Genomic DNA, 21,363 nt, shown 5'->3' on the forward strand with positions numbered 1-21,363 from the left:
AAGTTTCGAGACGGGTTTTGAACAGTACTGCGCCCCCTTCCGGGGCGCCCGTCGTCTCGTCTCACAAACCTTGGTTTTCGAGACGCCCGCTACTGGTCACGCTGCGCCAGGGTCGTTGTCCTGTGTCATGGAACCTTGAGTGTGCGTCATCGAAGTTCGAGTGGCGCGAATCACCGACGATCACGGACGTCGCGCCAGGAAGACGAACTCCCTTTTCCTGGACGGTCGGGCGCGTCGCGAACGTCATCCACCACGTATCCGTGCGCGACCAGATCCCGCTCGACTTCCTCCCGCTCGCGGAAACGCAGGGTCGAATCCGACGTCAGCACCTGTCCATCCGCTGCGAACCCGTAGGTCCAGCGGAACGTCACCAGAGGCCAGCCCACCTCGATCAGCTGGACCCAGCTCTCGACGGAGCCGACACCGGGGATCTCCGTCACGCGGTAGGAGTTTTCGCGGGTCCACTCCTCCCAGGCGCGTCTGGCCGGATCGCGCGTCTCGAAGACCAGATGCCCGCCAGGCCGCAGCGCCTCGTAGGCTCCCCGCACTGTCTTCTGCCATGTCTGTGGATCGACGATTTCCTGGGCGACGTTCGCTGTCATCGTCGCGAGGTCAACCCGCAACGGTGGGAGATCTGTCGCGTCACCGCAGATCCAGCGCACTCGCTCACTGCCCGGTTTGGCCCGGCCGACATCGATGGACGCCGGCGCGGGATCGACACCGACGACCTCGATCCCGCGGTCAGCCAGGAGAAGTGCGAACACCCCTGTGCCGCAGCCGATGTCCAGCACTCGGCGTGCCTCGAACTCTTCTGCGATCCGGAGGTAGGCATCGAGATCGCTGCGGTCGGGGTCGAGCGGATCGTAGATCGCGGCGAGCCGTGGATGCGCGAAGCAGTCGTCAGCCATGCGGTCGAACGTATGCAGAGCTGGGTCCGAACAGCTACCGAGTTTTGCCGACGGTTCTCCTACGGCACCAGCGCACGGTAGAGAGCAGCGGCGGAGGGGTGGGGTATGACCCCCTGGCCAGTGCTTGCCGACCGCCGGGTCTTACCAGCTCAAATCCTGCCACGGTTTCAGGGTCTTTCAGGCTGGCCGACACTCCAGCCGGTAACGGCGTAGTCCCTGTTCACAGCCGTACTCAGCCCCCTTGGCAACGGCGCAGGACCGCACAGAACTGAGCCTTACGCCCTTGCCTGTGGGGCGCGGCAGCGCCCCCCTTGGGCATGCTCCTGTCGGCCCCTGCGTGGCCGCTCGGTCGTAGACGCTTCGGACTGTGGTGGCCGGACGGCCGCCCAATCCTGCCTACCGCTTCGCCGATGCCTGTCTCTTGGGGCGCTGCCGCGCCCCCCTTCGCTTGCCGTAAGCCGAAGGCGCTTCTCTTTGTCGGCCCCTGCGGGGCCGCAACTGGTAGGTCCAAACAGAAAAGAGAGGGAGCGAACCTTTACGCAGGTCAGTGCCCATGTCGCTACACGTACTGCGTGTGCTGGCTACACCTCCGGTGTGTGGTCACCGGTCTTGATGGGCGCGGCATGGTACCGGCGCACCCTTCCCCTTCTGGAAGAGGTGAGGAGGGAGAACAAGGCAAGCGGTCCCCGACCAGGGCGAGACGAGCTGGAGCCTCTTGGCCCGGTTGACTGCGTTGGTCGTGCTCTGGCCGGAGAGCGGCTTGCCATCCTTGCCGAGCAGGGCTACCAGCTTCCCAGGGTCGAACGCTGCATGCCCTTGCCGGTCAGCCCATCCGAGGGCAGCGAAGTGAACGCGGTAGGCAAGCGGGTGCCAGGGTTCCTGCGCCTTGCGCTGGTACTCGCGCTGGGAGACTCCGCCCCACGGGCGGTCATGACCGAAGCTGATGGCCACTGGTTCGCGGCTCCTTCCTGTGAGGCGCACACGGGTGCGCCGGCGACCCCCGCCGGACGGCGGGACATGTGTCTCCCTTCTTCGCGGGGGTGGCCGTGCGGAAGGCACGACGCTTCACAGGTGGGCGCCCAGGGCCTCGGGCCTGGACTCGGTCTCTTGCGGTCGGGAGCGACGGCGGCGACCTGGCCCGGCATCGTACAACACGCTGAAACGGGAAAGGCCCCCACGGTCGGGGGCCTTCCTTGCTCGCTCGTCAGGTCAGGCGGGAGCCGGAACCTTGTCGGTCCCCTCTGCTCTCTTGGCTTCCTCTTCGGCCTTCGCTTGCTGCGCGGCACGTTCCGCTTCGAAGTCCTCCCAACGGCTCACGATTTCCCACTCCACACCCGTGAGCGTCGGAGGCTTCTCATACGGCTTCGCAGACAGCGAGACGGGCACGATCGGGGCAAGCACCTGAGAAGCCTTGGCGGGGACGTCCCACCAAGAGACACCCTGCTGCCGGATGTTCTCGATGAGGTCGCCTGGATCGATGGCGAGAACATCAGGCCGGACGTATGCCTTCACCTTGTGCTTCTTCAGGAACTCCCGGCGCTCGTCGATGCTCGACCGCTGCCACCAGTCCGTGTAGCTCTCCCCCGTTCCCGTCCACACAGTCACGGGCTTCGGCCCTTCCTGGCTGGTGACCTTCTCGCGTTCCTGGGCGAGGCTCGCGACCTGCGAGGCGTATGCGACGGCGCTGATCTCGTCCTGCTGGAGTTCCTTGAGGAGCTGGTTCATCTTGCCGTCGATCACCGCAAGCTTCGCCGCACGGCTGTCGTCGATGGTCGTCGTCGACTCCATCCGTTCCAGGTGGCCGATCTCCCCGAGCAAGGCCGACTCCAACCAGGGGTACAGATCCTCGGCCCAGAACCTCTGTTTCGGGCAGGCGTCGATGCCCTTGCTCTTGTTGCCGTGGCAGCGGTACCGCTCCCGTTGCCCCTTGGAGGGGTTGCCCTTGACGAAGTAGAGCGGGCTCCCGCACAGCAGGCAGAACGTCACGCCCACTGTCGGCGACGTGGAGCCCTTCTGCTTCTTGTACTTGACCGAAGCGACAGCTTCCGCCAGCTTCGCCCACTCCTCGTCGTTCAGTACCGGTTCCGACCGCATGACGGGTGATCCGTCGTCGTTGCGGACCACGGAGCCGTTGGCACGCACGTACTCCCCCAGCAGTGAGCGGCTGGTCAGCACGGCCTGCACCGTGGTTGCCGTCCACCTGCTTCCGCGCGGCTTCGGGTCAGCCAGCCGTGTCGTGCTCTCTCCCGCAGCCGCACGGATACGAGCGATGTCCTGAGCCGTAGGCACGCCCTGGTCGTTCAGCCAGTCGGCGACGGCCGAGAAGCTCGGCTTCTCGATGAAGCGCCGGATCATCTCGATGAGTGTCGGGCCGTACTCGGGGTCGAGTTCGAGGGTGAATCCCTCCTCGCCCTTCACCGCCCTACGCCCGAACGGGACAAGGCCGCCCGGCCAGCGGCCCGTCTTGCGCATGGTCTCCCGAGACGCCTTGTTGCGGGCCTTGATGGCGTCCAGCTCCGCCTCCGCGACCACGGCCAGAATCTTGGCGATCGTCTTGCCCCACGGCTTCGAGAGGTCGAAGCCCTCCTCACAGGAGATCAGGCCCTTACCGTTCGCCTCGCACCACTCGATGATGTCCGAGAGGTGACGGACCGACCGGGCGATGCGGTCGATCTTCAGGATGATGATGTGGTCGAACTGGTCCCTCTTGTTGTTGAGCCAGTCCCCCAGAGACGGACGCATCCACGGCGAGATGGACGCCGACACGTCGATGTCGACAGCGAAGTCGACCAACTCCATCTCTTCGGCGTCCGCCCGCTTGCTGATGCGTGTGCGCTGCGTTTCCTCACCAGTCTGGTTCTCGTTGCCTACAGACAGACGGACCACGCCAAGCGCCCTGGGCTTGTCGCTCACCCTTGCCCCTCCCCAAGACATGGGCGGCCCTCCCTGGCCGCCACAAGCGTGAGGGAAGTCTACAGAGCGTGCCGACCGTGTTGTTCCCGGACGGGTCGACGTTGACGAACCCGTCGCTGGCGCAGGTCAAGCAGAAGATCGGCGCGTAACCGGCTCACTTGAAGGGGTGGCCGTCCCTCACCGGGGCGGCCGCCCCTTCGTTGTGTGGTCAGAAGGCGGTGCGGGTCGGCAGTGGCTTGCCGTACCAGAGTTCGATCAGGCGGGCCGCGATGGAGATGCCGTAGGGCGGCAGCACTTCTCCGGAGTCGAAGGCGGCGCGCAGTTCGTCGCGGGAGAACCAGCGAGCCTCGTGGATCTCGTCGCCGTCGACGTCGATGTCGGTGGAGGTGGCGCGGGCCATGAAGCCGAGCATGAGGCTGGACGGGAAGGGCCAGGGCTGGCTGGCGACGTACTCGACCTGGCCGACGGTGATGCCGGCCTCTTCGTGGACCTCGCGGCGTACGGACTGCTCGATGGACTCGCCGGGCTCGACGAAGCCGGCGAGCGTGGAGAAGCGGCCTTCGGGCCAGTGGACCTGGCGGCCGAGCAGGATGCGGTCGTCCTCGTCGGTGACGGCCATGATCACGGCGGGGTCGGTGCGGGGGTAGTGCTCGGCGCCGCAGGCAGGGCAGCGGCGGATGTGGCCGGCCGCTGCGATGACGGTGCGTTCGCCGCAGCGGGAGCAGAAGCGGTGTGTGCGCTGCCAGTTCTCCAGGCCGACCGCGTGCACCATGAGGCCGGCGTCGCGGGGGGAGAGCAGCAGGCCTGCCTCGCGCAGGCCGGCGGGGCGCGCGGACTGGTCCATGCGGCCGGGCAGGGCGTCCTTCTGGAGGGCGAAGTAGGAGACGCCGTCTTCGTCTATGCCGAGGAAGTAGCGGTGGGCCTCGGTGAGCGGGGCTTCGAAGGACGGGCTCATGACGAGTTCGGTGCGGCCGTCGGCTGTCTCGTCGATGAGGACCTGACCGCCGGAGACCACGAAGCAGCGGGTTGTGGGGTGGCTCCACGCCGCCGCGAGCCAGGCCTCGTCGAGGCGGTGGTGTGCGGCACGGTCGATTCCGCTGGGGGCGGTGAGCGAGATGGGGCGGTCGGCGGTGTGGTCGGTCCAGGTGGTCACGGGTGCTTCCAACTCCCCCGGTGGAACGGTTGATGCGGCGGCGGTTCAGCGGGACGTACGGCAGGAGGCGACCGGGTGCGGCGGGACTCCGTGGTGCGGCGCGGCCCTTCCAGTGTGCCCCGTGCGGGGCGGGGCTCCGTGCGGTGTGGATCGGTCAGGGCTCATGACGCCAGTGCTCTGCGAGGTCGCCCCACAGGTATGCGGTGGTCTCGACGCCCTTGAGGAGCAGGTCGAGCTCGACTTTCTCGTTGGGGGCGTGCCAGCCGTCGGAGGGGACGGAGATGCCGAGGAAGAGGACGGGTGCGCCGAGGATTTCCTGGAGGTCCGCGGCGGGTCCGGAGCCGCCCTCGCGGGTGTAGCGGACGGGTTTTCCGAAAGCGCGGTTCATGGCGCGGGCGACGGATTGCAGGGCCGGGTGGTCCAGTGGCGTCAGGCAGGGGCGTGTGGCCGCGGAGAAGGTGATGTCGTGCCGGATGCCGGCGGGGACCTGGTCGGACGCCCAGGCGCGGACGGCCTTCTCGATGTGGTCGGGGTCCTGGCCCGCGACCAGGCGGAAGGACAGCTTCACCATGGCCGTGGACGGGATGATCGTCTTGCTGCCCGGGCCCTGGTAGCCGCTGCCGATGCCGTTGACCTCGGCCGTGGGGCGGGCCCATATGCGCTCCAGGGTGGTGTATCCGGCCTCGCCCTGGGTGGCGTACGACTTGGCGGTGCGGAGCCACTGCTGCTCATCGAAGGGCAGTTCGGCGAGGAGTGCGCGCTCCCGGTCGGTGAGGTCGACGACGCCGTCGTAGAAGCCGGGGATCGCCACGCGCGCGTGCTCGTCGTGCAGGGCGGCGACGAGGCGGGCGACGGCGGTCGCCGGGTTGGGGACGGCGCCGCCGAAGGAGCCGGAGTGGATGTCCTGGTCGGGGCCGTGCAACCGGATCTCGCACTCGGCGAGGCCGCGCATGCCCGTGCACACGGTGGGGGTGTCCTCGGACCACATGCCGGTGTCGGAGACGATCACCGCGTCGGTGGTGAGGCGGTGGGCGTGCTCCTGGACGAGGGCCCGGAAGTGCGGGGAGCCGGACTCCTCCTCGCCTTCGATCAGCAGTTTGAGGTTGACGGCCGGGGTGGTGCGGCCGGCGGCGGCGAGGTGGGCGCGGACGCCGAGTGTGTGGAAGAACACCTGGCCCTTGTCGTCGGCGGCCCCGCGCGCGTAGAGGCGGTTTTCCCGGACGACGGGTTCGAAGGGCTCGCTGTCCCAGCCGTCCTCGCGGGCGGCGGGCTGCACGTCGTGGTGGCCGTAGACGAGGACGGTGGGTGCGGTGGGGTCGTCGGAGGGCCACTCGGCGTAGACGGCGGGTGCGCCATGCGTCTGCCAGATCTCGGCGGTCGGGAAGCCGATCTCCTTGAGCTTGCCGGCGAGCCAGTCGGCGCTGCGCCGTACGTCGGGCGCGTGGTGGGGTTGGGCGGACACCGACGGGATGCGCAGCCACTCGGCGAGGTCGTCGAGGAAGGCGGCAGCGTGCTGGTCGATGTACGTGTGGACGGCGCTGTCCGGGGTCTGGCTCATGGTCACGAGCCTATCGGCCCGCGGTGACAGTCCGGTCGTGCGGTTCGTCACCGGGCGGCTCGTCCAGCAGCAGCTGTTCCAGTGCGGCGCGGTCCGGGAGGTCGTCGGGGCGTACGACCTCGCCGGTGCGTACGTGCACGAAGGCGGCGGTGACCGATTCCGGGGGCACGCCCTGCTGCTCGGCCCAGGCGAGTCGGTACACGGCGAGCTGGAGGGGGTCGGCGGTCGGGGTGCGGCCGGTCTTCCAGTCGACGATCTCGTACGTCGCCTGCTCGCCGTCGCCGTCCCGGTAGACGGCGTCGATACGGCCCCGTACGACGCGGCCGGCGATGGCGAGCTGGAACGGGGCTTCGACGCGGTAGGGCGTGCGGTGGGCGTACTCGGTGCGTTCGAAGGCTTCCTTGAGGGCCTCCAGATCGCGTTCGTCGGCGATCTCGGCTTCGGTGCCGGGCAGCTCATCCGGCTCCAGCATGGGCAGGGTCAGTTCTTCGAAGCGTGCCTCGACCCAGGCGTGGAAGCGGGTGCCGCGGCGTGCGGCGGGCTGGGGTGGATGTGGCATGGGGCGGGCCAGCTCCTGGGCGAAGCCGTCCGGGTCGGCGGCGAGGCGCAGCAGTTGGGTGGCGGTCAGCGAGGCCGGCAGGGGGACCTCGGTGACGGACTCGCGCGCGCGGAGGAGCTCCCCGGTGAGGGCGTCGAGGTCGCGGTCCCAGGAGGCGACGGTGCGGGCCTCTTCGGGGGTGAGCGGGCTCGGCTCGGGCTCCGGGGGGTGTGGGCGTGCGCCGTGCGTGGTGTGGAGGTCCGGGGACGTCGCCTGATGCGGGACGGTCGGGCGGTGCTGCCCCGTGGGGCGGTGCGTGGCCCAGGAGTCCCAGTCGGCCGGGTTCTCCTCGGTTTCCCCCACGAAAGGGATCTCGTCCTCATGAGGGATCTCGTCCTCGTGGGGGATCTCGTCGTCCGGTGGCGGGGGCCAGTCCGGGTCGTCGTGCGTGTCGGGGTCGTGTACGGCGGCGGGGTGGCCACTGTCGTGGGAGGCGAGGTCGTCGAGGTGGGCGAGGACCGTCGCGGCGGCCGCGCGGCGTCGGGCCAGTGCCGTGTCGTCCAGGGGCAGTGGCCAGCGCTGCTCGGCGGTGGCCTGGTGCAGGGCCGGGTTCTCCTCGTCCTCGGCGGGTTCCTCCGCCCATGCCTCGATCTCGCCGTGACCGGCGGCGCAGTGGTCGTGGAGGGCTTGGAGGAAGTCGGACGGTCCGCGGGGCTTCTTCTGCGTGGGGCCCCACCAGTGGCCGGAGCCGAGCAGCAGGGAGCGGGGGCGGGTGAAGGTGACGTAACCGAGGCGGAGTTCCTCGATGTGCTGATGGTCCTTCATGGCCTCGTGGAAGGCCTTCATGCCGCGTGAGTCCCAGGTCTGGATGTCGGGCAGTGTGTCGGCGTCGCCGCGCAGTTCATGGGGTAGCACCTTGGCCTGGGCAGTCCACTTCTCGCGGCCCTGGCTGCTGGGGAAGGTCCCGGTGACCAGGCCGGGCACGGCGACGACGTCCCACTCCAGGCCCTTGGACTTGTGCGCGGTGAGCACCTTGACGGTGTTCTCGCCGCCGGGGAGGGCGTTGTCGAGGCCCTTTTCGTACTGGGCGGCGGTGCGCAGGAAGCCCAGGAAGGCGAGCAGGCTCGCCTCGTTCTCGTTCGCGGCGAAGGAGGCGGCGATGTCCAGGAAGTTGGAGAGGGTTTCGCGGCGGCGGGCGGCCAGGGCGTGCGGGGACGCCGAGAGTTCGACCTCCAGGCCGGTGACGGCGAGGACGCGGTGGAGTACGTCCATGAGCGGGTCGGACAGGGAGCGGCGCAGGTCGCGCAGTTCGGCGGCGAGGCGCGCGAACCGTACGCGCGCGTCCGGCGAGAAGGGCAGCCCGTCGTCGTCCCCGCCGCCCTCCAGTGGGGTCTCCAGGAACGTGTCGAGGGCGTCGGCGAGGGAAATCACCTCGGCCGGGTCGACGCCTTCGACTGCTTCTGCGAGCCGACGGTCGGGGTCATCGTCCGTGTCCACGCGCGCGTGGGACACGAGTAGCCGGGCGCGCCTGCCCAGGAGGGCGAGGTCGCGCGGGCCGATGCGCCAGCGAGGGCCGGTCAGCAGCCGGACCAGGGAGGCGTTGGCGCCCGGATCCTGGAGCACCTCGCAGACGGCGACCAGGTCGGCCACCTCGGGCAGGTGCAGCAGTCCGGAGAGGCCGACGACCTCCACGGGGATGTCGCGGGCGACGAGCGCGCCCTGGATCTCGGCGAAGTCGGTGGCCGTACGGCACAGGACGGCGATCTCGCCGGGTTCCTTGCCGGTGCGGACGAGGTGGGCGAGGGAGTCGGCGATCCAGTTGATCTCCTCGGCGTGGGTGTGCAGCAGGGCGCAGCGGACGATGCCGTCGTGTTCGGCGCCGGGAGCGGGGCGGAGGGCCTCCACGCCCGCGTGCATGGCGCGCAGCGGCTCGGCGAGGCCGTTGGCGAGGTTCAGGAGGCGGCCGCCGCTGCGGCGGTTCTCGCTGAGCGCCTGGCGGGTGGCGGGGCGGCCGTCGGTGTGGGCGAAGTGGTCGGGGAAGTCGTCGAGGTTGGCGACGGAGGCGCCGCGCCAGCCGTAGATGGCCTGGCAGGGGTCGCCGACGGCGGTCACGGGGTGGCCGGTGCCCCCGCCGAACAGCCCTGCCAGGAGGACGCGTTGGGCAACTGATGTGTCCTGGTACTCGTCGAGGAGGACGACGCGGAACTCGTCGCGCAGGATGCGGCCGACGTCGGGGAGTTGGGCGAGGCGCGCGGCGAGGGCGATCTGGTCGCCGAAGTCGAGCAGGTCGCGCTCGCGTTTCGCGGCCCGGTAGCGCAGGACCAGTTCGGTGAGTTCCCGGCGGGCGGCGGCCGTCTCGGGGACCTTGCGCAGGTCGGCGTTGGTGAGCTTGACGCGCTGCAAGGTGTGCAGCAGTTCGGCGTCCCAGGTGCGCAGGTCCTCGGGGCGTACGAGGTGTTCGGCGAGTTCGGAGTCCAGGGTGAGCAGGTCACTGACGAGGTCCGCGAAGGAGCGGGTCAGCGCCGGGTACGGGCCCGGGGCTTCGCGCAGCACGCGCGCGGCGAGCTGGTAGCGGGTGGCGTCGGCGAGGAGGCGGGAGGTCGGTTCGAGCCCGATGCGCAGGCCGTGGTCGGTCAGCAGACGGCCCGCGAACGCGTGGTAGGTGGAGATGACCGGTTCGCCGGGCGGGTTGTCCGGGTCGATGACGTCCGGGTCGGTCACACCGGCCTTGACGAGGGCCTTGCGGACGCGCTCGGCGAGTTCGCCTGCGGCCTTGTTGGTGAAGGTGAGGCCGAGCACCTGTTCGGGGGCGACCTGGCCGGTACCGACCAGCCACACCACGCGAGCCGCCATCACCGTGGTCTTGCCGGATCCGGCTCCGGCCACGATCACCTGCGGGGCGGGCGGCGCGGTGATGCAGGCCGTCTGCTCCGGGGTGAACGGAATCCCGAGGAGCTCCTTGAGCTGCTCGGGATCGGTGATACGTGCGGGCACTCTCAGAGGCTAGCGGCGGGCACTGACAGCAGATGCCGTCATCGGCTCCCGGGATCGGAGAAGCGTAGGTCAGCGCATGTGGTGTCGTACGTCACTCGACCACGTGGCGGCCCTCGGGACGCGCGCTGCACGACGCCCGGAACGCGCAGTGCGTACAGTGCTGGCCGGTGGTCGGGGTGAACCGTTCGTCGAGCACCTTGCCTGCCGCGGTGGCCAGCAGCTCGCCGGCCCACTCGCCTTCGAGTGGTTCCTGAGCCTGCACCTTGGGCAGTGTCTCGCCGCCGTCCCGCTTGGCGGCGCCCTGGCGCAGCTGGACCAGTTCGGCGCCGCCCGGTTCGGGGCGCACTCCGTCGAAGGCCTCGTCGACGGCGCCTTCGCGGACGGCCAACTGGTAGACCGCGAGCTGGGGGTGGCGGGCCACGTCGGCCGCGCTGGGCGCCTGCTTGCCGGTCTTGAAGTCGACGACGTAGGCGCGGCCCTCGCCGTCCGCCTCGACGCGGTCCATGGAGCCGCGGATGCGTACCTCGTAGTCGCCCGCTTCGAGGGTGACGTCGAAGTCGTGCTCGCTCGCCACCGGCGTACGTCCGGTGCGGTCCATGATGTGCCACTTCAGGAATCTTTCGAGCGCTGCGCGCGCGTGCTCCTTCTCCTGCGCCGACTTCCACGGCGCGTCGAAGGCGAGCGCGTCCCACACCGAGTCCAGGCGTTCCATGAGGACGGCGAGGTCGGCCGGGGTGCGCCCGGAGGCCACCTCGTCGGCGAGGACGTGCACCACGTTGCCGAAGCCCTGGGCGGCGGTGGCGGGCGCGTCGGCTTTTACCTCGCGGCCGAGGAACCACTGTAGGGCGCAGGTGTTGGCCAGCTGGTTCAGGGCGCTTCCGGAGAGTACGACGGGCTGGTCGCGGTTGCGTAGCGGCACCTTGGACTCGGTCGGCTCGAACATGCCCCACCAGCGGTAGGGATGCGCGGACGGGACGAGTGGGCGGCCGTCCTCGTCGGTGAGCGCGGCGAGCCGGGCCAGTCGGCGTGCGGCGGCCTCCCTCAGGGCGTCGGAGACTCGCGGGTCGACCGTCGTGGCGCGCAGTTCGGCGACGAGCGCGGCCACGGACAGCGGGCGACGCGGGCGGCCCGTGACGTCCTTGGGTTCGACGCCGAGTTCGGTCAGGAAGCGGGAGGGTTGGTCGCCGTCGTCGGCGGGGGCCTTCACCGCGGTGACGACGAGGCGTTCACGCGCGCGTGTGGCGGCGACGTAGAACAGGCGGCGCTCCTCGGCGAGCAGTGCACCTGGGGTGAGTGGTTCGGCAAGTCCGTCGCGGCCGATGCGGTCGGCCTCCAGGAGGGAGCCGCGGCGGCGCAGATCCGGCCACAGGCCTTCCTGGACGCCCGCGACGACGACCAGACGCCACTGGAGCCCCTTGGAGCGGTGCGCGGTCATCAGCCGCACGGCGTCGGGGCGTACGGCACGCCGCGTGAGGGTGTCGGCGGCGATGTCCTCGGCCTCCAGCTCCTCCAGGAAGTTGAGGGCGCCGCGGCCGCCGGAGCGTTCCTCGGCGCGGGCCGCGGTCGCGAACAGCGCACACACGGCGTCCAGGTCGCGGTCCGCGTTGCGTCCGGCGGCACCGCCGCGCCGGGCGGCCCGCTCCAGGCGCGTGGGCCAGGGCGTGCCCTGCCACAGGTCCCACAGCGCCTCCTCGGCCGTACCGCCGCCCGCGAGGCGCTCGCGCGCCGTGCGCAGCAGCGCGCCGAGGCGCTGGGCACCGCGCGCGTACGCCGGGTCGTGTGCCACCAGGCGTTCGGGTTCGGCGAGCGCTCGCGCGAGCAGCTCGTTCGACGGCGGCGGCACCGGATTGCCCGCGGCCCGCTCCTCCTCACGCAGGGCACGGCCGAGGCGGCGCAGATCGGCGGCGTCCATGCCGGCGAGGGGGGAGGTGAGGAGAGTGAGGGCGGTTTCGGTGTCGAGCCAGGGGGTGGGCTGTTCGGGCTCTTCGGGATCCGCCGACTCGGCGGTTTCCGCCCGCTCCGGGGTGCGCAGGTCGTTGCCTGCCCGGCCCGACTCCGCCGTGGCGACCGCCCGGAGCGCCGTCAGCAGCGGGGCCACCGCCGGCTCGTGGCGCAGCGGCATGTCGTCGCCGTCGATGTCGAGGGGCACGCCGGCGGCTGTGAGGGCGCGGCGGACCGTGGGGATGGTGCGCGATCCGGCGCGCACCAGGACGGCCATGTCGCTCCAGGGGACGCCGTCCTCGAGATGGGCCCTGCGGAGGATGTCGGCGATGTTGTCCAGCTCGGTGCCGGGCGTCGGGTACGTGTAGACCTCGACGCGGCCGCCGTCGCGCACCGGAGCCAGCTCGCGGTGGGCGCGCACCTTGTCCGCGGGGAGGCGGGTCAGCGGCATGCGTTGGGTCAGCAGCCGGGTCGCGGCGAGCAGGGCGGCAGCGGAACGGCGGGATGTCCGCAGCACCTCGACGGGGGCCGGGCGGCCGTCCGCGCGCGGGAAGGCGCGCGGGAAGGCGCGCGGGAAGTCCAGGATGCCGTTCACGTCCGCGCCCCGGAAGGCGTAGATCGACTGGTCGGGGTCGCCGAAGGCGACCAGGGTGCGCCCCTCGCCGGCCAGGGCGTGCAGGAGACGGACCTGGGCGGGGTCGGTGTCCTGGTACTCGTCCACGAACACGGCGTCGTACTGCGCGGTGAGCCGCTGGGCGACCTCGGGGCGGCGGGCGAGGAGCACCGCGCGGTGGACCAGTTCGGCGTAGTCGAGCACGCCCTGCAGGTCGAGCACGTCGAGGTACTCGGCGAGGAAGGCTGCCGCGGCGCGCCAGTCGGGGCGGCCGATGCGCCGCGCGAAGGCGTCCAGGGCGTCCGGTCCCAGGCCCAGCTCGCGACTGCGGGCGAGCACCGCACGGACCTCGTCGGCGAAGCCGCGGGTGGTCAGGCAGGCGCGCAGCTCGTCCGGCCAGCGCACGTGCGCGAGACCGAGCCGCTCAAGGTCCGGCTGGCCGGCGAGCAGCTCGCGGACGGTCACGTCCTGCTCGGGCCCGGACAGCAGCCGCAACGGCTCGACGAACAGGTCGCTGTCCTGGTGGGCGCGCACGAGGGCGTAGCAGAACGAGTGGAAGGTGGTCGCCTGGGGCGCGCGGGCCGCCCCTATCCGCAGCGCCATGCGGTCGCGCAGTTCCACGGCGGCCTTGCGGCTGAACGTCAGCACCAGGATCCGCTCGGGGTCCCCTCCGCGCGCGATGCGGGCCGCGACGGACTCCACGAGCGTGGTGGTCTTGCCGGTTCCCGGGCCCGCGAGGACGAGCAGAGGTCCCGCCTCATGGTCAACCACCGCGCGCTGTGCCGCGTCCAGACGAGGGGGACCCGTTCGGGCCGGCGGGGTACGCACCAGTCGGTAAGCGCCACGGCTCCCCTGTCGCACCTGCAGGTGCGACGGGCGCCGGATGGAGGAAGAGGAGCTCACGTGGTTCGCCGGTCCTGGTGGGTGTGCAATCTCTCGCTGCCTGCCGGCGCGGAGCGCCGTCGTCGGGGATGGTCGGATGACGGGTGGGCCGTCCGCCGCGCGGGACGGGCGGTGATCGCGGGATGAGGGAGACACGCGCAGCCGACGCTACGCCGACGAAAAGGACGGAAGCAGGGCTTCCGCTTCTTCCCTCGCGACTCACATGGCCCGCATGCCTCTTGCCTCTCGAACGTACTTCATGCCACAGACGTGTCCTGTTTCCCCCGAAGGGATCATGCGTCACACGCGGACGCGTCCAATGGCGGAAGCTGTCAGATGTGACCCTCCGCGCGTTCGCCGCCGTCCCACCGCGCGCGTCTCATGTCGACGCGCGGCAGGTGACCCTCCGCGGCGCGGCTCGCCTCCTTCAGCGGTGTGCCCTCCGCGCGGTAGTGGCCGAGCGCCTCCAGCTCGTGCCCGGGAAGCAGAACGCCGTCCGCGCGGACGACGCGCCACCAAGGAACGGCTCCCCCGTAGAGAGCCATCACGCGGCCGACCTGACGGGGGCCACCCTCCTCCAGCCACTCCGCAACGTCGCCGTACGTCATGACGCGCCCGGCCGGGATCAGTTCGGCGACCTCGAGGACCCGCTCGGCGTACTCCGGCAGGGCGTCGGTGTACTCCGGGCGGGCGTCCCCAGGAAGACTCTCCTCGCTCATTCGCCCCATCCTGCCGCACAGCACCGACAAGGTGACCTGCTCGCCACTGTGCGTGACCCTCGCCGTGGAGCAGCCCGTCGGCAGACTGTGCGCTCCCGCATTTGCACCCTGATGCCCCCGTGTGTCGGTGGGGCATGCCACCATCGTGCGGGCGGTGACTGGTGATACGAGATCAAGAAGAGACGATGAGGCAGCAGGGTGTGCGGCCCGAGGACGCGGAGAGCACCTCTGATGCGTCATCACGCCCGGACACCGCCGACGCGAACGAGAAGCCGGTGACGAAGGCCGATCCGCCGGGCGGGAAGGGCGCGGCCCGCGCCGACGAGACCCCCATCGACGAGGTCGAGGGCGACGAACCGCTGCTCCCCGCGCGCGTGCACCGCCCCTCCGACCTGATGCGACTCCTGGTCGGCGTGCTCGCCATCGTCGTGCTGATCGCCATCGCCGCGTTCGCGCACGGCACCACCTCGGGCCTCGAACAGGACATCACCAAGGGCACCGGTCAGGCACCCGACCTGCTCATCAAGATCGCGGGACTGGCGTCCAGCATCGCGATCCTCCTGGTTCCGGTCGCGTTCGCCATCGAACGGCTGATCAAGCGGGACGGACTGCGCATCGCCGACGGCGTGCTCGCGGCGGTCCTCGCACACGGGGTGACGCTCGCCACCGACCTGTGGGTCGCCCGGGCCGCCCCCGACTCGATCCAGGAGGCGCTCACCCAGCCATCCCCCGGCGACATCAACGCCCTGACCGACCCGGTGCACGGCTATCTCGCCCCGGTCATCGCGTACATGACGGCCGTCGGCATGTCCCGCAGACCGCGCTGGCGGGCCGTGCTGTGGATCGTGCTGCTCCTCGACGCCTTCTCCATGCTCGTCACCGGCTACACGACCCCCTTCTCGATCATCCTGACGGTGCTGATCGGCTGGACCGTCGCCTACGGCACGCTGTACGCGGTCGGCTCGCCCAACGTCCGGCCCACCGGTCGGACCCTGATGGCGGGCCTGCGGACGGTCGGCTTCCACCCGGTGAGCGCGTCGCGCGAGGAGACCCCGGAGGCCGCGGACAACGGCGACCGCGGTCGGCGCTATTTCGTCACCCTGGAGAACGGGCCACCACTGGACGTCACAGTGGTCGACCGGGAGCAACAGGCACAGGGCTTCTTCTACCGGGTGTGGCGCAACCTGACGCTGCGCGGTTTCGCCACCCGCCGCAGCCTCCAGTCGCTGCGGCAGGCGCTGGAGCAGGAGGCACTGCTGGCGTACGCGGCCATCGCGGCGGGCGCCAACGCACCCAAGCTGATCGCCACCTCCGAACTGGGCCCTGACGCCGTGATGCTCGTCTACGAGCACACCGGCGGCCGCACCCTCGACTCGCTGGCCGAGGAGGAGATCTCCGACGAGCTGCTGCACAGCACCTGGCACCAGGTGCAGGCGCTGCAGTCCCGGCGCATCGCACACCGCAGGCTCGCAGGTGACGCAATCCTGGTGGATCGTTCCGGCACGGTCATTCTCACCGATCTGCGCGGTGGCGAGATCGCGGCCGGGGACCTGCTGCTGCGCATGGACATCGCGCAGCTGATGACGACGCTCGCCCTGCGGGTCGGCGCCGAGCGGGCAGTGGCCTCCGCCGTCGCGGTGCTCGGCCCCGACGCCGTGGCCGACTGCCTGCCGATGCTCCAGCCCATCGCGCTCACCCGCTCCACACGCGCGACCCTGCGGCGACTGGCCCGGGAGCGCGCCGAGCGCGAGCGGGAGGCGGTGCTGGAGGCGTCGCGGCAGTCCAGGCAGGCCCGTGCGGGGGCGCCCGCGGACGACAGTGCGGTCGTACCGGCAAAGCCCGGCAAGAAGGCCGTACGTGCGCAGGCCAGGGCAGAGAAGCGGGCCATGGACGAGGCCGTGGAGGAGGCACGCGAGGACGATCTGCTCACCCAGATCCGGCACGAGGTGCTGCGGATCAGGCCGCAGGCACCGGTCGAGCCGGCCCGGCTGGAGCGGGTGCGACCGCGCACGCTGATCAGTTTCATCGCCGGAGCCATCGGCGCGTACTTCCTGCTGACGCAGCTCACGCACATCGAGTTCGGGCCGCTCGTGGCCAACGCCGAGTGGGGCTGGGTCATCGCTGCCGTGCTGTTCTCGGCACTCAGCTATGTCGCCGCTGCGATGAGCCTGCTGGGGTTCGTGCCCGAACGGGTGCCGTTCCCGCGGACCGTGGCGGCCCAGGTCGCCGGGTCGTTCGTGAAGATCGTGGCGCCGGCCGCGGTGGGCGGTGTCGCGCTCAACACGCGCTTCCTCCAGCGCGCGGGGGTGCGGCCGGGTCTGGCGGTGGCCAGCGTCGGCGCGTCGCAGCTGTTCGGGCTGGGCTGTCACATCCTCATGCTGTTGGCCTTCGGTTATCTGACCGGTATCGAGAAGACACCGTCCCTGTCGCCGTCCCGGACGGTCATCGCGGGTCTGCTGACGGTCGCGGTGCTGGGGCTCGTGGTGACGTCGGTGCCGTTCATGCGGAAATTCGTCGTCACGCGCGTGCGGTCGCTTTTCGCCGGTGTCGTGCCGCGCATGCTGGACGTGCTCCAGCGACCGCAGAAGCTGGTCACCGGCATCGGCGGCATGCTGCTGCTCACCGCCTGCTTCGTGATGTGCCTGGACGCGTCGATCCGCGCCTTCGGCGACGAGACGACCTCCCTCAGCATCGCCAGCGTGGCCGTGGTCTTCCTGGCAGGCAATGCGCTCGGCTCCGCCGCCCCGACACCGGGCGGTGTGGGCGCCGTCGAGGCGACCCTGACCGTCGGCCTGATCGCCGTCGGCCTGCCCAGCGAGGTCGCCGCCCCGGCCGTGCTGCTGTTCCGCCTGCTGACCCTTTGGCTGCCAGTGCTGCCGGGCTGGCTGGCCTTCAGCCACCTGACACGCAAGGGCGCGCTGTAGGAACCATCGCGTGTACGCGCCGCGGGACCCCGCACGCGCGCGTACCTCAAACGGCCCACACCCCGAGCCCCCGGCCCCGCGCGACCACACGATGGATGCATGCCGAACCTTTCCCGTCTGCGCGCCGCCGCTCTGACCGCCACCGCCGTGCTGCTGTCCTCCGTGCTGGCGGGATGCAGCGACGACGGCTCCCAGGACGAGGACCTCACCGCCCAGGAGCTGAGCTGGAAGGCCTGCCCGGCGCCCGCCCAGGCCCAGGGCGGAGGCGACGCCCCCTCGCCCCTGCCTGACGGCGGCGACTGGCAGTGCGCGACCATGAAGGCGCCCCTCGACTGGGACGACCCCGAGGGCGACACCATCGACATCGCGCTGATCCGGGCGCAGACCAGCGGCGCGGAGAGCCGGCGCATCGGCTCGCTGATCTTCAACTTCGGCGGCCCCGGCGGCTCGGGCGTCACCACGCTGCCCGCGTTCGGCGCGGACTATGCGACGTTGCGCACCCGCTATGACCTGGTGAGCTTCGACCCACGCGGGGTCGGCCGCAGCGCCCCGGTGTGGTGCCAGAACGACCAGCAGCTCGACGTCTACTTCCAACAGGACGCGACCCCCGACGACGCCATCGAGCGCACCGAATACGTCGACAACGTCAAGGAGTTCAACGCCGCCTGCGAGAAGAAATCCGGGCGGATACTGCCGCACGTGCGCACCACGGACGCGGCCCGCGACATGGACCTCTTGCGCCAGGTCCTCGGCGACGACAAGCTGCACTACTTCGGCATCTCCTACGGCACCGAACTCGGCGGCGTCTACGCCCACCTGTTCCCGGAGAACGTGGGCCGGGCCGTCTTCGACGCGGTCGTCGATCCGACCGAGACCCCCGAACAGGGCTCCCTCGGGCAGGCCGAGGGCTTCCAGCTCGCGCTCGACAACTTCGCCGAGCACTGCGTGTCACAGGTCGAGGACTGCCCGGTCGGGAACAGCACCCAGGATGTCAAAGCCCGCATCGCGAAGCTGCTCAAGGACCTGGACAGCAAGCCGATCCCGGGTATCTTCCCCCGCGAGCTGACCCAGACCGCCGCGACCAGCGGCATCGCCCAGGCGCTGTACTCGCAGGACTTCTGGGAGTACCTCACCGAGGGCCTCGAGCAGGCGTACGACGGAAACGGCCAGATCCTGCTCCTGCTGTCGGACTTCTTGAACGGACGCAACCAGAACGGCGAGTACAGCAATCTCACCGCGGCCAACGCCGCCATCAACTGCGCCGACGACAAGCCGCGGTACACCACCGAGTACGTGGAACGGAAACTGCCCGAGTTCCGCGCCGCCTCCGCCCTGTTCGGCGACTACCTGGCCTGGAGCACGCTCAGCTGTACCGACTGGGCGGTGCAGGGCGCCGCCGACCACCCCGACGTCAGTGCGCCCGGGGCGGCGCCGATCCTCGTCGTGGGCAACACCGGCGACCCGGCCACTCCCTACGAGGGGGCGCGGAAGATGGTCCAGGCCCTGGGCAACGGCGTCGGCGTGGAGCTGACGTACCAGGGGCAGGGACACGGTGCGTACGACAGCAAGAACAAATGCGTGCAGGGCGCCGTGAACGCCTATCTGCTGGACGGGAAGGTACCGGCAGTCGGCACCGTCTGCTCCTGAACTGGCCCCGGATCCCGACAAAGCCGCAGGTCAAAAGGTTATCCACAGGCCGCGGCAGGCGCGGCGCGGTCGGCCTACCATGGCGGGACTGCCGTTCGCGACCAAAGTGCGGGCGGCCCTGGAGGGGGGATGTGTTCATGGCACGCTTCGTACGGTGGACGGCTCTGACGGTCGCCGCCGCGCTGCTCACGGCGGGCTGCAGCAGCGGCTCGTCCGACGACGGAAAGGGGACGACCGCCTCACCCACCGGTTCGTCGGGCGAATCCACGTCCGGGCTGCCCCCGTCCCTCACCGCGCAGGAACTCGACTGGGGCGACTGCAAGGCCACCGCCGACACCCCTCCGCCGGGCGACGACTGGCAGTGCGCGACGCTCAAAGTGCCCCTGGACTGGTCGAAGCCGGAGGGCACGACGATCGATCTGGCGCTGATCCGTGCCGAGGCGACCGGTGACGACCGCATCGGCTCCCTCCTGTTCAACTTCGGCGGCCCCGGCGGCTCGGGCGTATCGACGTTGCCGGCGTACTCCTCCACCGTCTCGGTGCTCCACGAACGGTACGACCTGGTGAGCTGGGACCCGCGCGGCGTGGGCGGCAGCGAGGGCATCCGCTGTCGCGGCGACAAGGAGATCCAAGCCGCCGAGGCGGTGGACCCCACCCCGGACACCCCGACCGAGAAGACGGCGTACTTCCAGGACGCCGCAGACTTCGGCAAGGGCTGCGAAGAGTCCGCCGGGAAGCTGATGGCGCATGTGTCCACCACCGACACCGCCCGCGACATGGACCTGATGCGGCAGGTCCTCGGCGACCGGAAGATGCACTACTTCGGCATCTCGTACGGCACCGAACTCGGCGGTGTCTACGCCCACCTGTTCCCGAAGAACGTGGGACGACTGGTCCTGGACGCGGTCGTCGACCCCAGCGCCGACGCGGTGGGCCACGCCAGGAACCAGACCCTGGGATTCCAGCGCGCGCTCGACGACTACCTCGAGTCGACGGGCCAGGACCCACAGCAGGGCTCGCAAAAGATCGCCGACCTGCTGGAGCGGATCGACGCGAAGCCGCTGCCGACGTCGACCGGTCGGAAGCTGACCCAGGCACTCGCGCTCACCGGCATCATCCTGCCGCTGTACAGCAAGTCCAGCTGGCCCGCTCTGACCAGTGCCCTGGAGGCGGCCGAGCAGGGCAACGGCTCCGAGCTGCTGGCGCTCGCCGACGCCTACAACGAGCGGGACGCGTCCGGCCGCTACACCACGACGACCCACTCACAACGGGTCATATCGTGCTTGGACGACAAGCAGCGGCCGACGCCCGACGAGGCGGAGGGGCTGCTCGCGGAGTTCGAGAAGATCTCGCCGGTGTTCGGGGCGTTCCTGGGCTGGGACACGGCGGGCTGGTGCCACGACTGGCCGGTGGCCGGGCAGTTCGACAGCCCGGAGGTGAGCGCGCCGGGTGCGGCGCCGATCCTCGTGGTGGGCAACACCGGCGACCCGGCGACTCCCTACGAGGGCGCCCGCAGGATGGCGGACGAGCTGGGCAAGGGGGTCGGCGTGGTGCTCACCTGGAAGGGCGAGGGGCACGGTGCCTACGGGAGCGGGAGCGACTGCGTCGACTCCACGGTGAACGCCTATGTGCTGAACGGAACGGTACCGAAGGACGGCAAGGTCTGCTCATGACGCCGACGGGGGCTCCGGGCACCCGTGGTGCGCGAAGCCCCCGCCGGACGGGAAGCAGAGCCGACTCAGTAGACCGGCAAGTCAGGCCGCATACGGCGTGACCTGTGTGTTTCCCGCATCCTCATCCCCCTGGGCCGTCGTGGGGCCGTCATCGGTGTCCGGGCCGTCCGCGAAGGCACGATTCACTGCCTCCCGGGTCCGCTTCTCGCTGCTGGGCATCAGGTGCGTGTACGTGCGCAGCGTGAAGCCCGGGTCGTGGTGCCCGAGGTACTGGGACAGAGCCTTGATGCTCTCCCCCGCGTCCAGCAGAACGGACGCGTAGAAGTGCCTCAGCGCGTGCATTCCGCTCTCTCGGCCGCGAGGGACACCCGCAGCATCAAGAGCCGGGTACCAGGCCGCGCGGTTGAAGCCGTTGCGGTTCACCGGGCGTCCCTGGCCTCTGTGGAAGAGCACGGATGCCGTGACCGGCGAGCCGTCGACCGCCCGCCAGGGCAGCGTCACGGCGGTGGGCGGATGCTCGCTGATGTGCTGCTCGAGCGACCGAGCGACGCTCTCAGGCAGCGGGACTGTGCGCGTCTTGCCTCCCTTGGGCAGCGCGAACACCGGGCGGTTGCGGATGAGCTTGACTTGCCGGACGACGTGAACCACTCCCTCGATGAAGTCCACATCATCGACCGCCAGGCCCAAGACCTCGCCCTGACGCAGGCCGCATCCGCCGGCCAAATCCACCATGGCCCGGTACTGCTCGGGCAGTGCCGAGCGAATGGCGAGCACGCGCTCACGCGGCCATGGAACGATCCGGCGAGGGTCAAGCTTCGGCGCACGCACCGACGACGAGCGGCACGGGTTTTCGGCAATCAGGCGGTCATCCACGGCCGCCGTGAGCATGGTGGAGAGATT

General features: G+C 70.4%; 10 protein-coding genes and 2 pseudogenes. 4 read left to right on the forward strand and 8 right to left on the reverse strand.

Annotated features, from left to right (window positions below; all coding sequences use genetic code 11):
* Positions 1-180 precede the first annotated feature (180 nt).
* Together ACKTSN_RS16440 and ACKTSN_RS16445 are read right to left on the reverse strand one after the other, a co-directional pair.
* Positions 181-908, reverse strand: a pseudogene (locus ACKTSN_RS16440) (class I SAM-dependent methyltransferase).
* A gap of 1,209 nt (positions 909-2,117) precedes the next feature.
* On the reverse strand, positions 2,118-3,821 hold the full coding sequence (locus tag ACKTSN_RS16445; protein ID WP_409469823.1) for a recombinase family protein: 1,704 nt from the start codon (positions 3,819-3,821) through the stop codon (positions 2,118-2,120).
* Between the two features lie 59 nt (positions 3,822-3,880).
* Between ACKTSN_RS16445 and ACKTSN_RS16450 the strand changes: the two are divergent.
* A pseudogene (locus ACKTSN_RS16450) lies at positions 3,881-3,970 on the forward strand (NrdH-redoxin); the annotation flags it as partial.
* A 59-nt stretch (positions 3,971-4,029) separates the two neighbouring features.
* On the opposite strand, the gene nudC reads toward ACKTSN_RS16450, so the two are convergent.
* The 5 genes from nudC to ACKTSN_RS16475 form a co-directional block, all read right to left on the reverse strand.
* Entirely contained in the window at positions 4,030-4,974 is a 945-nt protein-coding gene (gene nudC, locus ACKTSN_RS16455) for an NAD(+) diphosphatase (protein ID WP_224737493.1), read from the reverse strand.
* A gap of 154 nt (positions 4,975-5,128) precedes the next feature.
* The gene (locus tag ACKTSN_RS16460) at positions 5,129-6,532 is read right to left on the reverse strand and encodes a dipeptidase (protein WP_409469824.1); all 1,404 of its coding nucleotides are present in this window, start codon (positions 6,530-6,532) and stop codon (positions 5,129-5,131) included.
* Positions 6,533-6,542: 10 nt separating this feature from the next.
* The gene (locus ACKTSN_RS16465; protein WP_409469825.1) at positions 6,543-10,064 is read right to left on the reverse strand and encodes an ATP-dependent helicase; all 3,522 of its coding nucleotides are present in this window, start codon (positions 10,062-10,064) and stop codon (positions 6,543-6,545) included.
* Between the two features lie 91 nt (positions 10,065-10,155).
* Positions 10,156-13,521, reverse strand: coding sequence for an ATP-dependent helicase (locus tag ACKTSN_RS16470; RefSeq protein ID WP_409469826.1), 3,366 nt, complete (start codon positions 13,519-13,521; stop codon positions 10,156-10,158).
* 311 nt (positions 13,522-13,832) lie between these two features.
* Positions 13,833-14,219, reverse strand: a complete 387-nt coding sequence (locus tag ACKTSN_RS16475) for an MGMT family protein (protein ID WP_409469827.1) — start codon at positions 14,217-14,219, stop codon at positions 13,833-13,835.
* A gap of 185 nt (positions 14,220-14,404) precedes the next feature.
* Between ACKTSN_RS16475 and ACKTSN_RS16480 the strand changes: the two genes are divergently transcribed.
* The 3 genes from ACKTSN_RS16480 (at position 14,405) to ACKTSN_RS16490 (ending at position 20,463) form a co-directional block, all read left to right on the forward strand.
* Positions 14,405-17,143, forward strand: a complete 2,739-nt coding sequence (locus ACKTSN_RS16480) for a lysylphosphatidylglycerol synthase transmembrane domain-containing protein (RefSeq protein ID WP_409469828.1) — start codon at positions 14,405-14,407, stop codon at positions 17,141-17,143.
* A gap of 99 nt (positions 17,144-17,242) precedes the next feature.
* Positions 17,243-18,790, forward strand: coding sequence for an alpha/beta hydrolase (locus tag ACKTSN_RS16485; RefSeq protein ID WP_409469829.1), 1,548 nt, complete (start codon positions 17,243-17,245; stop codon positions 18,788-18,790).
* Positions 18,791-18,927: 137 nt separating this feature from the next.
* Positions 18,928-20,463, forward strand: a complete 1,536-nt coding sequence (locus ACKTSN_RS16490) for an alpha/beta hydrolase (RefSeq protein WP_409469830.1) — start codon at positions 18,928-18,930, stop codon at positions 20,461-20,463.
* An 81-nt stretch (positions 20,464-20,544) separates the two neighbouring features.
* Here ACKTSN_RS16490 and ACKTSN_RS16495 read toward each other — a convergent pair whose 3' ends face one another.
* On the reverse strand, positions 20,545-21,351 hold the full coding sequence (locus ACKTSN_RS16495; RefSeq protein WP_409469831.1) for a tyrosine-type recombinase/integrase: 807 nt from the start codon (positions 21,349-21,351) through the stop codon (positions 20,545-20,547).
* Between the last annotated feature and the right edge of the window lie 12 nt (positions 21,352-21,363).

It is taken from the genome of Streptomyces flavusporus (assembly GCF_046267975.1).
Classification (GTDB): Bacteria; Actinomycetota; Actinomycetes; order Streptomycetales; family Streptomycetaceae; genus Streptomyces; species Streptomyces flavusporus.

Bases quoted from the DNA above. Each gene is read 5' to 3' on its own strand.
- ACKTSN_RS16460 (WP_409469824.1), bottom strand. From the start codon at position 6,532: ATGAGCCAGACCCCGGACAGCGCCGTCCACACGTACATCGACCAGCAC.
- ACKTSN_RS16475 (WP_409469827.1), bottom strand. From the start codon at position 14,219: ATGAGCGAGGAGAGTCTTCCTGGGGACGCCCGCCCGGAGTACACCGAC.
- ACKTSN_RS16480 (WP_409469828.1), top strand. From the start codon at position 14,405: ATGAGGCAGCAGGGTGTGCGGCCCGAGGACGCGGAGAGCACCTCTGAT.
- ACKTSN_RS16485 (WP_409469829.1), top strand. From the start codon at position 17,243: ATGCCGAACCTTTCCCGTCTGCGCGCCGCCGCTCTGACCGCCACCGCC.
- ACKTSN_RS16490 (WP_409469830.1), top strand. From the start codon at position 18,928: ATGGCACGCTTCGTACGGTGGACGGCTCTGACGGTCGCCGCCGCGCTG.
- ACKTSN_RS16495 (WP_409469831.1), bottom strand. From the start codon at position 21,351: ATGCTCACGGCGGCCGTGGATGACCGCCTGATTGCCGAAAACCCGTGC.